The 15,229-nt window shown below is 32.1% G+C and carries 16 protein-coding genes and 1 pseudogene; 6 read left to right on the top strand and 11 right to left on the bottom strand.

What is annotated here, in order from left to right; genetic code table 11:
* The first annotated feature begins 111 nt into the window (after positions 1-111).
* Genes PCY08_RS04375 through PCY08_RS04365 form a run of 3 tightly spaced genes read left to right on the top strand, consistent with a single transcriptional unit; the run spans position 112 to position 1,920 of the window.
* Entirely contained in the window at positions 112-477 is a 366-nt protein-coding gene (locus PCY08_RS04375) for a GntR family transcriptional regulator (protein ID WP_000119157.1), read from the top strand.
* 3 nt (positions 478-480) lie between these two features.
* The gene (locus PCY08_RS04370; protein ID WP_301559537.1) at positions 481-1,176 is read left to right on the top strand and encodes an ABC transporter ATP-binding protein; all 696 of its coding nucleotides are present in this window, start codon (positions 481-483) and stop codon (positions 1,174-1,176) included.
* A 15-nt stretch (positions 1,177-1,191) separates the two neighbouring features.
* Entirely contained in the window at positions 1,192-1,920 is a 729-nt protein-coding gene (locus PCY08_RS04365; RefSeq protein ID WP_301559536.1) for a hypothetical protein, read from the top strand.
* Between the two features lie 146 nt (positions 1,921-2,066).
* Here PCY08_RS04365 and PCY08_RS04360 read toward each other — a convergent pair whose 3' ends face one another.
* From PCY08_RS04360 to PCY08_RS04340, 5 genes are all read right to left on the bottom strand, one after another.
* Entirely contained in the window at positions 2,067-2,345 is a 279-nt protein-coding gene (locus tag PCY08_RS04360) for a DUF5960 family protein (RefSeq protein WP_223140154.1), read from the bottom strand.
* Positions 2,338-2,700, bottom strand: a complete 363-nt coding sequence (locus tag PCY08_RS04355) for a hypothetical protein (protein WP_301559535.1) — start codon at positions 2,698-2,700, stop codon at positions 2,338-2,340. The genes PCY08_RS04360 and PCY08_RS04355 overlap by 8 nt, the downstream gene beginning before the upstream one ends.
* A complete protein-coding gene (locus PCY08_RS04350) occupies positions 2,697-4,112 on the bottom strand; it encodes a Y-family DNA polymerase (protein ID WP_301559534.1) in 1,416 nt (471 codons plus the stop codon). The genes PCY08_RS04355 and PCY08_RS04350 overlap by 4 nt, the downstream gene beginning before the upstream one ends.
* A gap of 3 nt (positions 4,113-4,115) precedes the next feature.
* Positions 4,116-4,802, bottom strand: coding sequence for an XRE family transcriptional regulator (locus PCY08_RS04345; protein ID WP_301559533.1), 687 nt, complete (start codon positions 4,800-4,802; stop codon positions 4,116-4,118).
* 145 nt (positions 4,803-4,947) lie between these two features.
* Positions 4,948-5,460: a GNAT family N-acetyltransferase gene (locus PCY08_RS04340; protein WP_301559532.1), complete on the bottom strand. Its 513-nt coding sequence runs from the start codon at positions 5,458-5,460 to the stop codon at positions 4,948-4,950.
* A gap of 121 nt (positions 5,461-5,581) precedes the next feature.
* On the opposite strand from PCY08_RS04340, the gene PCY08_RS04335 reads away from it, so the two are divergent.
* The gene (locus tag PCY08_RS04335) at positions 5,582-5,773 is read left to right on the top strand and encodes a site-specific integrase (protein ID WP_301559531.1); all 192 of its coding nucleotides are present in this window, start codon (positions 5,582-5,584) and stop codon (positions 5,771-5,773) included.
* A gap of 532 nt (positions 5,774-6,305) precedes the next feature.
* On the opposite strand, the gene PCY08_RS04330 is transcribed toward PCY08_RS04335, so the two are convergent.
* Positions 6,306-6,503 (bottom strand): hypothetical protein, encoded by a 198-nt coding sequence (locus PCY08_RS04330; protein WP_128861608.1) that lies wholly within the window; start codon positions 6,501-6,503, stop codon positions 6,306-6,308.
* Positions 6,504-6,789: 286 nt separating this feature from the next.
* Between PCY08_RS04330 and PCY08_RS09970 the strand changes: the two genes are divergently transcribed.
* Positions 6,790-6,963: a type IIL restriction-modification enzyme MmeI gene (locus PCY08_RS09970; protein WP_367316840.1), complete on the top strand. Its 174-nt coding sequence runs from the start codon at positions 6,790-6,792 to the stop codon at positions 6,961-6,963.
* A 21-nt stretch (positions 6,964-6,984) separates the two neighbouring features.
* Positions 6,985-7,233, top strand: a pseudogene (locus PCY08_RS09965) (type IIL restriction-modification enzyme MmeI); the annotation flags it as partial.
* Positions 7,234-7,358: 125 nt separating this feature from the next.
* Here PCY08_RS09965 and PCY08_RS04320 read toward each other — a convergent pair.
* The 5 genes from PCY08_RS04320 to PCY08_RS04300 form a co-directional block, all read right to left on the bottom strand.
* Positions 7,359-7,946: an Ltp family lipoprotein gene (locus tag PCY08_RS04320; RefSeq protein ID WP_301559530.1), complete on the bottom strand. Its 588-nt coding sequence runs from the start codon at positions 7,944-7,946 to the stop codon at positions 7,359-7,361.
* A 576-nt stretch (positions 7,947-8,522) separates the two neighbouring features.
* Positions 8,523-10,082 carry a hypothetical protein gene (locus tag PCY08_RS04315; protein ID WP_301559529.1) on the bottom strand — a complete coding sequence of 520 codons (1,560 nt, stop codon included), beginning with the start codon at positions 10,080-10,082 and terminating at the stop codon, positions 8,523-8,525.
* Positions 10,075-11,520: a hypothetical protein gene (locus tag PCY08_RS04310; protein ID WP_301559528.1), complete on the bottom strand. Its 1,446-nt coding sequence runs from the start codon at positions 11,518-11,520 to the stop codon at positions 10,075-10,077. The genes PCY08_RS04315 and PCY08_RS04310 overlap by 8 nt, the downstream gene beginning before the upstream one ends.
* 937 nt (positions 11,521-12,457) lie before the next feature.
* Positions 12,458-13,456: a hypothetical protein gene (locus PCY08_RS04305; RefSeq protein ID WP_301559527.1), complete on the bottom strand. Its 999-nt coding sequence runs from the start codon at positions 13,454-13,456 to the stop codon at positions 12,458-12,460.
* 306 nt (positions 13,457-13,762) lie between these two features.
* Positions 13,763-15,205 (bottom strand): HEPN domain-containing protein, encoded by a 1,443-nt coding sequence (locus tag PCY08_RS04300; RefSeq protein ID WP_301559526.1) that lies wholly within the window; start codon positions 15,203-15,205, stop codon positions 13,763-13,765.
* Between the last annotated feature and the right edge of the window lie 24 nt (positions 15,206-15,229).

Below are 15,229 nucleotides of genomic sequence, written 5' to 3'. Positions count from 1 at the left end.
ATTATACCATTTTTTAAGAGATTCCCAAAATAATTCTCCTTTTGGCTTGACAAGTTTTTTGTTTTGTTGTATTATTGAATTAACACAAAGGTAAACAGAAAGGAGATCGTGATGTCTTGGACATTTGATAACAATAAACCCATTTATTTGCAGATTATGGAGAAAATCAAATTGCAGATTATTTCCCATAAACTCGAGCCCAATCAACAGCTTCCAACCGTTAGAGAATTGGCTAGCGAGGCAGGTGTCAATCCCAACACCATCCAGCGCGCCCTATCGGACTTGGAGAGAGAAGGCTTTGTCTATACCAAGCGAACATCTGGACGCTTTGTCACAGAGGATTTGGACTTGATCCTCCAATCCCGTAAGCAACTGTCAGAAGAACAGCTGCAACAGTTTGTAACAGGCATGGTAGAATTCGGCTATGAAAAAGAAGAACTACCGACTGTTTTGAGAGATTATATTGAAGGAGTTTAAACTATGACCTTGTTAGCATTTGAAAATGTGTCAAAATCCTATGGAGCAAGTCCTGCTCTTACAAATGTTTCCCTTGAAATTCCAGCTGGAAAAATCGTTGGCCTCCTTGGCCCAAACGGTTCTGGAAAAACAACCTTGATTAAACTAATCAACGGCTTGCTACAGCCAGAGGAAGGGCGTATCCTTATCAACGACATGGAACCAAGCCCAGCAACTAAAGCGATTGTTTCTTATCTCCCTGATACGACCTACCTCAACGAGCAGATGAAGGTCAAGGAAGCTCTCACTTATTTCAAGACCTTCTACCAAGATTTTAATCTGGAACGTGCTCAAGGTCTTCTTCGTGACCTTGGCATCGATGAAAATAGCCGTTTCAAGAAACTCTCAAAAGGGAACAAAGAAAAGGTTCAGTTGATCCTTGTCATGAGTCGTGATGCTCGTCTATACGTGCTTGATGAGCCAATCGGGGGTGTAGACCCAGCAGCTCGTGACTATATCTTGAACACCATCATCAACAACTACTCTCCAACTTCGACTGTCTTGATTTCAACCCACTTGATTTCAGATATTGAACCAATCTTGGATGAGATTATCTTCCTAAAGGATGGAAAAGTCGTCCGTCAAGGAAATGTTGATGATATTCGCTATGAGTCTGGAGAGTCTATCGACCAGCTCTTCCGCCACGAATTCAAAGCTTAGATAAAGGAGATTATTATGTTTTGGAATTTAGTTCGTTATGAATTTAAAAATGTTAACAAATGGTATTTAGCCCTCTATGGTGCTGTACTGGCCCTTTCTGTCCTTATCGGGGCTCAAGCTAGTTCCCTAAAATCCATCGATACTCCCGATCAACAAATGATTATGTTAGTGTTTCTAGGTCTGGTTTTTGGTGGACTACTTATTACCTTGAGTATTTCAACCTTGATTTTAATCATCCGTCGCTTCAAGGGTAGTGTCTACGATCGCCAAGGCTATCTCACTCTAACCTTACCTTTATCTGAACACCAGATTATCTTAGCCAAACTCTTGGGAGCCTTCATTTGGTCTATAATCAGTTCAGCAGTTTTTTTCCTAAGTATCTACATTATCTTTGCAACCATTGACCCAAATATGGTTGATTCCTACTTTTTTGATTACTTATTCGTACATTATATCGAGAATTTCTGGTTAACCTTGATTTCATTTTTCATAAGCACTGTAGCAGGCATCCTTTGCATCTACTTGTCTATTTCAATTGGACAGCTCTTTAATGAATACCGTACAGCCCTCGCTGTCTTAGCTTATATTGTTATCCACATTGTCCTTGGATTTGTCGACATGTTTAGTCCAAGCTTGAATTATAGCATGATGATGTCCGCTGAAATCTTTAAAGACCTAATCCTCAGCGCAGCCTTCTATCTCGGAACCTACTATATCTTGAAAAATAAAGTTAATCTTCAATAATCAATCGACGGCTGGACAATAACTTAATTTTAGCAGAAAATGAAATAGATCTTTCTATGATAAAACGCATATTATCAAGTTTTTTCAACACTTGTTAATATGCGTTTTTTTGATTTTAAAGACTTTTATCCTAGCCTCTTCGTTGTCTAAATACAAAAAGTATACTTAAAACCTCTAACGGCTTTATTTTCGGACATCTTCACCCTAAAATAAAATCGATGCTCCCTACCATCCTTGGCATTTTCCTTGTTCAAGACAAAGTAGTTCTTTTGGTTGATGGCCATGGTTCGTAGAATGTCGTCAATTAGGAAAGTCAAGGGTACATTCATGGCAGAGTATTTTTGGAAATCTTCTTCAAAACGAATGTAGTCATCTGAGAAATAGTCCATCTGTAGTTTGTTTTCATAAAGCTCTTTTCTAGTCATGAACTTCCTCCTGACATAATTGGATTGCGAGAATATCATCTACCCTTATCAATCTATAGCCCTCATCCGTTTTAACAGAGACTTCTTGAGGAGATAATTCTCTTAATTCACCCAATATCGTGCTTTTATGATTTTTCTCCTTGACCACAAAAGAGCCTTTTAGTCGTCCGACGTAGAGCTGGGAAAGTAACAACAACTTCTCAACTGGATTCAAATCAGTCGACAAATCGACACGATTTTTTTCTTCACTGAGCGAGCTCGTATGCTCCGATAAGAAAAATCCCATCCACTTCTGCATTCCTGGATCCTGGTAGTCCCTCGCGGATTGAAAAGGTAAGTAAGAACGATCAATCATTTTAATCCATCTAATCCTCCAGCAGAATGCCCTCCGATCAGCTTACTTCTGGCAATACTTCTCGATGCATCCTCTAAGGCAGTCGCCTTCAAAAGAGAAGTAAATCCGAATTGCTCTCGAATAGAATCAATGGCCGTCTGGAGCCTTTCTTCTTTTTCTAGCTTATCAACATCATCAAAAAGGGAAATCAAAGCAAAGGATTCATCCATAAATCCTGAATAACTGATGGCAACACTCCTAACAGCACCAGAAGTGTATTTACTATGGAATAATTTCAATACATAGCTGACCAAAATACTGGTGTTATTGGTCGGCTCAATCTTCATCTGGGTATGGATGGAGCGTTTTTGTTCCTGCTTAGAAAAACCAAGATGAATAGATACCACTGTCGCCTTTTTACTAGCTCTTCGAAGCCTGATAGCCACCTGCTCAGCCATCTCTCGGAGTATAATTTCGATATCTCGCTGCTTGACATAATCTCTCGGTAAAATTTGCGAATTGCCTAGACCATGAGATTTTGGCTTATAGGGTTTATGAACATTACTCTCGTCAATCCCATTGGCATGAAACCATAAGCGAAGTCCAGCTTGACCAAGTTCTTTCTTCAGGACATCAGGATTGCTATTGGCTAATTCTTTAATCGAATAAATCCCCAGGTTATTCAAGCGCTTCTCCATCCGATGTCCAATCCCCCAAAAATCGGTCATCTTTGGAATGAACCAGACCTTATCTTCAACGTCTTGGTAAGACCAATTGGCTCGCATAGTCGGTGTGCGCTTGGCTTCATTATCCAAGGCCAACTTAGCAAGCAGAGGATTGGCATTAGACATGCCGACCGTCGAGTAAATCCCTGTCTGCCGCCAGATATCCCTCTGGATACGAGCCGAAAGCATATCCAGCTTATCTTTGCGAGCAATCTGCTGGTCTGGGACAAAATAATTAAGTGAACTAGTCAGATCGATAAAACCTTCATCAATAGAGTATGGATAAATATCATCTGGACTGGCATAATTCTGAAAAATTCGTTGGATTTCCATATTAACTGCGATATACTTATCCATCCGAGGAGGGACAATCACGGTCACTTGAGCCCAATCCTCGATAAATTTCACATAGTCTGGGTCTGTCCGTAAGCCTTGTTTCTTGGCATTGTAGTAGGAAAATTTACGCGTCTTGATATCAAAGGGTAGGTCATAGGCACGACCGACATTTGCTTTCCCAAAGACCTTTTTAAACATAGGAGAGGAGGCGAGAATAAGACCAATAGAATTATCCGCACGACTCATAACACAAAGGGAGGTTTTAAGGGGATGGAGTCCTCTTTCCACACACTCAACACTGGCATAAAAGGACTTCATATCGACAAAGACAATATCACTTTTGGGCTCTCTGGAATAATCAAAGTAGCCCATAGCCTATCCCTCCATCGGTAGAAAATTACCCACAATAATGCCCACAATCCGTGGATCTTCCTCATAGGAGATGAAAATGTCCTTGTATTTAGAATTGATGGAGACCAGACGTAAACCTTCTGCCTCTCGATAGACCCGTTTGATATAGGTCTGGTTGTTACAAACCACTGCATAGACAGCGCCATCATAATCAAATCCTGTCTCTCGAATAAGAGCCACGGAACCATTTTGATATTTGGGTTCCATAGAATCTCCAGACACCCAGGAAGCAAAATCGTGAGCTAGTTCCTCATTAAAGTAAACCGTATCAAAATTCCGATCATCATAAACCGAAGCTCCGATACCAGCTGACATGCGTTCATAGACATGATACTCGAAAAGTTTTTCTGGCATAGTTACCACCTTCTTAGCTTGTTCTTCTTGAACCAGGTTGCGAGCATAGACTACCACCTTTTCTTTCCCTTGGCTAGAGAGGCTATTATAGAGACGGACAATCTCAATTTGGGTGAAATAGCCTTCTGGTACTTTTAAGATTTCCTCTAACTGACGAACCTTTTCTTCAGAAGGCTCCTTGACACCACGTTCCCAAGCTGAATAAGCCTGAAAACTAATGCCAAGCTGCTCTGCAATTTCCTTCTGTGTTAGCTTTAGCTCTTTTCTCCGAGCCTTAAGTTTTTCTGGTTGGTACATGACTTCCCTCCTAGTGTGATGTTTCATCGTAGGTTGATTCTATTTCTAAATTTCAACCGTTTTGGTTTAGTTTTATTATATAAAAAAAGTAGACGAATGTCTACTAGAAATATTGAGGTTTGGCAAACGACTGGTAATGATGATGCTATAGATTCCTTGTCTCAAATACTGCCGTATGAATCCACTCGTTATTCATTTGAAAGTCATTTTCTATGATTTTACTAAAGGTAAAACCATTTTTTAAAAGCACTCTCTGAGAGGCCAGATTGCCTGTTGCCGTTCCTGCAATGATTTTATGTAAACCATAAGTAGTAAAGGCCTTTTCTAAAACGAGTTTAACCGCTTCACTTGCATAACCTAAATTGGTAACATTTTCTCCAATCCTATATCCAAGTTCTGCTGTTTTTCTATCCTTCCCTAAAACACTTAAATTGATTCTTCCAACCATAACACCTTGTGCATCTCTAATAAGATGCATATAGACATCATGATTCTCTTGTTCCCTTAACAATTCCCTTGTAATTTCTTTAAAACTTTCTGAATCAAAATAGTGAGCTGGTCTAGGAGGTAAACTTCGCTCAAAATACTCTCTATTTTCTTTTTCAAAAGAATAAACATCTATGCTATTTTCTTCAGACATCAACTCTAAACTTATCATTGTAAACCATCTCCTATCATTCTCTAAATTCAAATGTACTCATGTTCACACAAAGTGACATTTACAAAATTTAAAGAGATATCTTAATTTTTTCATATCGTATCTACATTATAACATACTTATGAAGAAAAATAATATCCATCAAGGACCTCATAAATTCCAACATCTTGCTAAACAAGCAGGTGTTTCTCTTGAAGCCATCTCAGAAGCTCTTACTCATAGTGATAAAGAAATTACAAAAACTTACGTTAATACAAAAGACAAAGTCAATCAAACTGTAGGTGATATTGCGTTTCGTAGTTTAAAAAATTGATGGGGTGAATTTGGGGTGAATTTTGGGGTGAACTTTGATTTTTTTAAACAAAAAAGACATCCAAGAGTAAATTCTTGAATGTCTGTAAACGTTGATATAATCGTGTTGATTAACGTTTTGAGGCAACTGACTTTGTCAGATTGCAGCCACATTTGTAAGCGACTAAAGTCGCAACAACTGTGTCAATTGCACCAATTTAGTAAGAAAATTTAAAAAAGAACACCCCGAAAGGTGCTCTTTGTAAGTATAGTAATTCTTTCGAATTAACGTTTACTAAATTGTGATGCTTTACGAGCTTTCTTAAGACCTGGTTGGGGCATCACTTATTTTATCCAATTTCAAAATGCTTTAAAATCAACGTTTTCATAAGTTTTTAAAAATTAAAATTTCAATTAAGTTCAATCACTTTCATTTAAATAAGGTAAACTTTCATTAAAAATAAGATAAAATCGAACCAGAATATCAAAAGTTTACCTTATTTGGTTTTTACAGATATAGTGAGCTCCCCATTCCAATAAAATGGTATATTGATTTAAAACACTTCCTCCCTGTCCGAATTTGGATAGGGCTTTTCATTATTTAAAACTCGCAGTAAGGTTTCAATACTTGCTTTTAAATGGAATAGTTCAACTTTCATATCACTATGAGAGTGGTTATTTTCTATATGGTAACAATGGCGTTTGATATGCCATAATGCTTTTTGAATGTTATTTTCTTTTATATTTTTCATGGTTATATCATATCAAAAGAAATTATGTGATTACTCTAGTAATTCTCAAATGATTAAAAACAACTCTGAACTGTATATACAGATTATAAACAAGTTTTTTAAAATGTTTTACGGATACAAAAAAACACTCGTATGCAGTGTTCTTATGAATTAAGCAAAGTTTTCCCTAATTTTCGAGTATATTATTGATAGCCATATTTTTTTAAAGCTTCTTGATAAGCCTTGCTATCTTTTTTATAGTAGTCGTGTTTCATCTGAAAATAGGCGTTATATTCCAATAGGATTTATGACACCGGATAATCTTTCTAGTGATGCTATACAAATGATTCCGAATGCCACACTCTACGACTTTGGTATTCTAACTTCTAATGTCCATATGGCATGGATGCGTACGGTTGCTGGTAGACTAGAAATGCGTTATCGTTATTCTGCGAAGATAGTTTACAACAACTTCCCTTGACCAGAAGTAACCGAAGCTCAAAAAGAGAAGATTTCTAAAACTGACCAAGCTATTCTTGATGCACGTGCATTATATCCCGATAGATCCTTGGCAGATCTCTATGATGAGTTAACCATGCCAGTCGAACTTAGACGAACTCACCAGGCTAACGATAAAGCAGTTATGGAAGCTTATGATATGACAAAAATCGTAGACGGAAAAAGAACTTGGTTAACAGAAAGTGAAACAGTAGCAAGACTATTTGAGATATATGAAGAGATAACAAAATAGACCTAAATTAGGTCTATTTTTTGTTTCCTTACCTCTGGACTATATTTTACACATCTAAATATATAGAATCAATATAAAACAAAGATAGAATAAAAAGCAGGACTAAAAGTCCTGCTTAAAAAATGTTATTCTAAATGATCTATTGCATACTGAGCCTCTTCATCAGTAAATTTGTCAAACTGTGTCAACTGATTTTTTAACGCTTCATTTGATAAACCAGCAGTTTTTTGATAACTTTTAGCTTTTTCAACTGCTTCTTGTTTCCAGTCGATACCAGCATTTTCAGCTGCATATTGAGCTTCTTCATCAGTAAATTTGTCAAACTCTGTCAATTGCTTAACCATACCTTCTTTTGAAAGATGAACTGTTTTAGAATAAGACTTAGCTTTTTCAACTGCATCTTTTTTCCAGTCGATACCAGCATTTTCAACTGCATATTGAACAGCATCTTCAGGGAATTTGTCAAATTCTGTCAATTGCTTAACCATACCTTCTTTTGAAAGATGAACTGTTTTAGAATAAGACTTAGCTTTCTTTAAAGCAGCCTTAAACTCAGAAGAAACATTTGGATCTTCTGTGGCAGTTGATGAAGAAGATTGTTCAGTTTTTGCTTCAGAAGCTTTTGAATCTTCTTTTTTCCCAGTATTTGATGAACAAGCAACCAAAGCAATCGAAGCTAATCCAACAAAAAGAATCGTTGTAATTTTTTTCATTTTTTAATCTCTCTATCAGCTTTTAACGTGGCTCAGTTTTTTTGCACGTTTCTTTATCTATTTTACTATATGTTGTTTAAAAATGCAACCGCTAACATCTTAATATTTCCAGTTTATTTCTTAGATTCAAGAACATCTTTATCAAATTTTAGACCTGTAATTTTTAAAATCAAACTCTATTTTTTTGTATAACGGACTCCAATTTGCGTTTTTTCATACAAAAAATACGTATTTTTGATGCTGACATGACAATTCTGAGCGTTTTTCAGATTTCTTCGTAATTAACTTATCGCTAAAAAACCTAGAGCCTCAAGGATATACGCAATTTAATTAAAATAACTTTCCGAAAAATACTTATTTTTCTGAAAGATATCTAATAATCTTTTTTTACTTTACTTATTTTAATTATTTTTTCCGAATTTCATTTTAAACCCCTTATATATTTTTCGTAAAATTCTTTTCTTATAAAAAGTAAACAGTTTTATTAATCCTTTCTAAGTAAAAAGTAGTTATGGATAAACTGATTTAAAGTGAAATAGCTACTGTTTTAAGTGATTTACTTATTATAAAAATATCTCATACCCCAGATGTATCTAATAATTCAGACTTCAATTCAGTTATTACTTTTTCTATTTTATTAATATTACTAGTGTTTCTAACAGTTCTTTTTTTCATATTCAGAATATCTAGATATAATTCTTTGTTGTTTATTGAGTCTTTTGTACTCAGTAAGTCGTCTACTGAATATCGGTTGATAACATCCTTATCAATATTATCAAATTTAGAATGTTGGTTAATGTATTTTATTAGTGAATTTTTTTTGTATTTTCTTTTATCGGAATTTCTCTTAAGTGTCTTTTTTTTGGGAATTTGAATCAGAGATTTCATCTTATCATTTTTTAGAGTTTCGATATTAATTTTACTTGAAAATGAATCCTTGTAGTTTTCGAGTAGTTTTTTAAATGATATTAAGGAAATGGAAGATTTATTCAGTTGTTCGGTGATAAAATCTTTATCTAAAGTATTAAATATTTCTTTATAATGGTTTCTAGAAATCTCACTTTGAACATTAGTTAGCTCTTCCCATAAAATGTTAGGGTTGAAAATATTAAACGGGATTTCTTGATCATCTTGCTTCTTGTAGGCACTTATTATAGATTTGAAAGAACTACTATTAGAAGTAAGGTATGAAATATAAGAATTGTCTCGGGACTCATTGTTGTACGACTCGAAAATACTTTTTGTCATATATAGATTCTCTATTAATAAATTTTTAGCATCTTCGGTATTTAATTTATCATAAATATCTTTATAGCTATCCAATTGTTTATCCTCTAAAATAGATAGAATAGACAAAAATGTAACACTAGTAAATTTAATCTTTTCCTTTTTCCATAAAATCTTGTAAAATTCTTTTCGATTTAGACTAAGTTTCTTGAAATTATTTTGATGAAATATTCTGTTTATTTTATCTATATTATTTATTTTATCTAAAATTAAATCTAATAATTTCTTTTCTAGAGTCTGTTTATCTGCTTCCTTGGAAATATTCTGTATTCTTTCAAGAAGAGTATTAACCCTGACGTCTAAATTGAATGCAAAATCTAAATTTATTTTTTTATCTAGAATTAATAATAGTAATTTTACATCATCATTTATGCTATCGCTTATTTGATTATCTGAAATATAGCTCTTCATTTTGGTGAAGAGATGATCTTCTTGTGGATTTACCAATTTATTATAAAGTATTCTAGATATGCTATTTATATTTAGTGTAATTTTTTGAGGGTCATTGACATCATGAAGGAAGATTATTTTTTTAAAGTAATTTTCTATACCTTTAATAATATTTTCATTGTTATCATAAATTGATTTATTAAAATAATCATAAATTGCTTCATTAAAAAAATTATCAACAGAAAAGTGATGATCAGATAATTTTAAGAAGATTTCATAAATTTTATCCTGTTTGAGAACTTTTATTTTTTTTAATTCTTCACTATCCTTTAATAATACAGACACTAAAAAATTTTTTTCATCTCCACTAAGTCCATTTGGGGATTGTCTAACAAGGTAATCTGTATATGTTTCATTGATAAGATTATTTTTTATCAAAAATTTTGCAATCTCACTCATCGTTATCCTCCAATGATTTTTTTATCTGAGTATACAACTCTCCTTTAGATTTAACTAGATCGTTAAAGTCACTGGAGTTTAGTGTTTTATAGACTATTAGTGCAAGTAGTTGTTTGTAATCTTTTTTAATATTATTTTTATGAATTTCTTTGTAAATTTTAAATTCATTTACTATATTTTTAAGCACTCTAAAGTCATCAATAAATATGGAAATTTGATATAAGAAAGTCTCGAAATCATTTTTATCAGTAATTTCTAGTTCATCTAGTAACTTTGATTTTAGGTAGTCAAATGAATTTGTATTGTTGACAATAGGGACAATTGGAATAATAACATCAAAAAATTTTGTCTTCTCTGTTGCTGAAACATCTTTTTTTCCAGAAAACACTTCATCACTTATTACATAGAAAAACATCAATTTCTTATCGTTTGCAGAATTCCTTCTTTGGTTAGCCATTAAGTTAATTTCTCTTAATTTTTCGAATATTGAATGGTCGTTAAATCTATCTAAGTCTTCAAAAATTACAAAATCTGCATCAGATTCATCAAAAAGATAAATAACATCAGATAGAAAATTATCAAAATATGAGACTGAAGAAAAGTCTTTATTTTCCATGTTTACGTTAATTCCCATACTATTTATTGTTAGCTTTGACCAATTTCCTTTATATATTATGTTCTTAATTGTATTTGATAAAAGGTAGTATAAAATAATTATAGCTATGACAGATATAATGATGAGAACGTAATCAATAAATTCAAGATTAGGTGGGAAATTTTGGATGCTATATGTAATTTTTTCAGTTATAACTGGTAATAAAAATTTAAAATAAAGGATTAAACAAATAATTGATAGTGAATAAGAGATGATTTTATATTTTTTGATATTTTTTTTGGCTAAAAAGTTTGCTTTTGGTATTTTATCTGGTTCGATCTGATTTACTAATTGGTTGACAATTTTCATCTCTAAAATGTTGTCTATCTGACTATTTATTGTCTTATCATCTTGGGGAGTATGAATAGTATTTCCTGCTAAACTATCAAAATGTGCTAATGAGATATAAATACTTGTTTTACTCTTTAATTCATTAAAATAACTATGAATTATTGAGCTTTTTCCAGTTCCATATCCTCCAGTTACCCCAACATTTTTTATAAGCTTATCTTGAATTACACTATTCAATACATCTTTATAAACTTTATAGTAATTTGTTTCAAATTCATCAGAAGCAATTTGAGTGTAGTTTATTGGAGCTAGACTTTCAAGTTCTACACTCGAATTGGGAATATTATCCTTGTTAGAAGGTTCATTTTTATTACCCTCGTTAGAAGGTTCATTTTTATTACCCTCGTTAGAAGGTTCATTTTTATTACCCTCGTCAGAAGGTTTTTTTTTATGAAATAGAGAAGTTAATCCATTGAGCAAATAATTTTCCATTTATGTTGTCCTTAACTAATATTCTTATAGTTAATTATATCATACAATAAGTTGCTAAAGTTATTGTAAAATAAGTTGTGTAGACACAAAAAGAAATTTATTCATAGACATATTATTGACTCAATGAAATCTTCAGAAAGAGAAATAGATGAAGTAGTTGTTGTATATAATATTGCAAATGGTTATGAGATATACTATAGTGATGGGACCTTTAATAGGACATAAACTGATTTAATTTCTTATTAAATTATAAGTTGGGTAAAAATTTTTGTAAGATCTGATTTTATTTAAATCTCTATCTATTTTTCTAAAACTATGGAAAATCTGATATAATAAGATTTATAGGTGAATTATATTTATACTTACAAAACTAAATTATTTCCCTATTTTAAATCTATTAATTCATATTTTATGAAATCAATTAGTAGATATCGTTCTAAAAATCCTTGATATTGCACTGTTTTTAATTCAATTAAAATATATACTTCTCAAACCAGGTTTTAAGTTTATGAAGAATTTTTGGAAAATCTAGATACTGTATGAATCTCTACCTTTTTCTCTACTTTTTTCCGCAGACGGTTATAAAGTCTGACATAATAAGCTTTGTAGGTGTAGGAGTTGATTTTTACAGAAGTGAAATAGTGGGTCATTACGTTTCAGTAGAAACGAACAAACCTTGATTTAACGCGATTCTTGAATTTTCAAATTTCAATGTGTTGCAATAAAAATCAACCGAATGACTACATTTTTTGTGAAATAAATTAGATGTTCAGATATATAGAAAACGCTCTAGTCATATTGTCTAGAGCGTTTTTTGTGTTATTTAAGAAAATTAGACGGAGTATTAGATAATTACATATATTAGAGTGTTGAAATTCAGACTTATGATTTCACTCAACGACTATTCATTTTTAGAAATTTTTTTAGAAGGGAAAAGTTATTTGTAGTATTCTTTTAATTCATCAAAAGTTATATCTAGTCCAACTTTAGCTAGAGCAGCTTTTCTCTCATCATATAACTTTTTAAGAACAGGAGTTTTATCTTCAGCTCTTCCATAGTGCAGTAAATTATGACAGTGACTACATAGAGATACAATGTTTTCCATAGTATCTAAACTACAATTCTCATAGTCAAAATCATTGAATTTACTAATTGGAATTAAATGGTGTGGTTCAGTGTAGCCAATACCTGATTTTCTCAAGAATATTCTATCATTAACATCCACTTCGCATTTATAATCAGCTCTAGCTAATGCATCGGCAGCTACTTTTGGATCTCTTTTAGGTCTAAGTTTATTTGTAGATACAGACATTGTCATTTTCTGACCTTGTTTGATACCGGTCCAACTAGGTCTAACACTAGTATTTGCACTTTCAACTTCAATTAAATTATCAATTTCGTCTTTTTCTACTTGATGATATTCTCCTGACTCATCTTCTCGGATATCAATTAGGGCATCATTTAGAATCTTTCTAGTTTCTTGTGTAGATTGTAGTTTAATAGCTTCTTTTAATAAGTAAAGTGCATGTTGCTCAATAATAGTACACATATACTGTTGTTTTCCTGTTCCATCTCTAGTAAATGCACTTTCTTTACTATAGTGTTTCTTCAGCCAATCCTTATATTTTGCTAATTTGATCGGATTATCTAGCAATTTATAGTCGCAATCAACTCTATACCCATCATTGCCCCAACTGTTTCCTGCTCCTACTTTATAAGATGGCTTATTTGAGTCATAGCAATCGGTTTTAGCAAGACTTATAGCTCTTATTTCACCATTGCAATGATGAATAATAAAGTCCCCTTTTTTTATTTTAGTCATAGTGGAAAAACCTCTGTTTTCTTCCCCTTTTTTATTTAATTTAGGGGACCAAACAAAGCCACCTTCAAGTTCTTCGTTGAAGGTTGATCCTTGGTATACATAAAAAACACTCATAAAAATTCTCCAATATTTTATTATCTTACCATATCATTGTATCATATTTTTAAAATATATCTTACTTTTATTTTCAAACTTATATTTTGTAAAAATTGGATTAACTCTTTAGAAGTTTCAATATTCATAACTTATCACCTTATATTAAGTATACCATATAAAATTAATGATGCCCGATTCAGTGTTGGTAAAGTAAGATACACTATATTTCCATGGCACTTGTGTAACCATAGTTAACATCAAATATTAAGCCTACAAAAATCTTAAAAATGATAATTTATGGAACATGAATTCAATAGTTTAACTCTAGAAATTCAGTTCCCCATATTCCATATCTAACTCTTGATAGATATAATATCTTAGAATTTCTTGAAGAAGTACTTTTGTGTTATACATCTCATTAATATCTGTTATCATTTCTGGATATTTTTCCTTTCTATCACCATGAGTATGATAATTACGAGTTTGAGTCAATTTAGTTATTAATAAATCTCTATCAATATTTTTAGGAAAAATTTTAGTTTTATTATTTTCATCAATTAAATCAAATAAATTTTTTAAACGTTCAGACAGTTTTGGAGTTCTTGACTTAAATTTTAATTTATTCCTTAGTTTTTCTCTATTACTTTCACAGATAGACTCCTCTATAAAATTATATATCGCTTCTCTAGATTGTTTTTCAGAATCAGAAAGACTTTGTGGAATTTTTAATTTTATAAAATTTCTGGAATAGACTTCTAAATTTCTAATAGCATCAACAAGCTGGTCTTCCAAATATAAATCTCCATGAAGATTTTTTGAAAATTGCCTTACTATAAATTCGAGTTTTTCTGATTTATCAAACCAATTATTTAAGATTTGTTCAAAATCATCTTCTAATTTTCTTAAAGAAATATTTTGTTGAGAATTTTTATTCCATTTTTTAAACTTTCTAGCATGCTGAACAAAGAATTTTCCTCTTATAGTCGGCCAACGTTTTCCATTAATTATTTTATCATCGACAAGAAATTCAATGTTTGTATATGAAATTGGTACATTTGACAGAATCTCGATAAACTCATTAAATTTACGTGAAGCGTTATAAAACTCATTAAAATGTTTTTTGTTTGAATCAGATGGGGTAAATTTGATAAAGTAATCACTTCTAAATGATGTAGTTGTATAAGAGGAATGTAGTATGGCTGTATCTTCAAAATTCATTGCCAATGACTTTATTAATACTCTTGTTGTTCGATACTCATTTACTGTACTTTCGAAAATATCTTGATTCTCCTGATGCTTAAAAGTTACCAATGATTTTTCAATCCATTCTTTAATATGTTCAAAACTGAATTTATATTCTTTAATCTCTTCAGTATCTAATTTGCTAATTAAATTTTCAAAAGAATCCGGACTAGACTCAAAGTTTTCAATTTTGTTATAGGATACTTTATAAATTTTAAAATTTTTGACTCTATATTTAGTGATAGGGAATCCTGGAGATGAAGAAATACCCATTGGTTCCCCATACGTATTTAAAATCAAAATATTTCCATGATTTGAGAAACCATATATCTTCTCTAAATATTTACCAAAACTAAATGAAATATCATCCTCGTCTTCGAAAGCACCAAAAAGTTCTAGTATAATTTCACTGGGTGAATAATGTAAAATCCCACTCAGTGGGTTATTAATAACATCCCCAGGTAATTCTGAAAAATAGCCTTTTATTTCAAATTCTTTATCCCAAGTATAATCTTCAAATTTCATATTTTTCTCCCGCTGAATGTTCTA

The organism is Streptococcus sp. SO4 (genome assembly GCF_030440055.1).
Lineage (GTDB): Bacteria > Bacillota > Bacilli > Lactobacillales > Streptococcaceae > Streptococcus > Streptococcus nidrosiense.
Note: the sequence above shows the minus strand (reverse complement) of the source record. Positions and strands in the feature narration are given on the sequence as shown.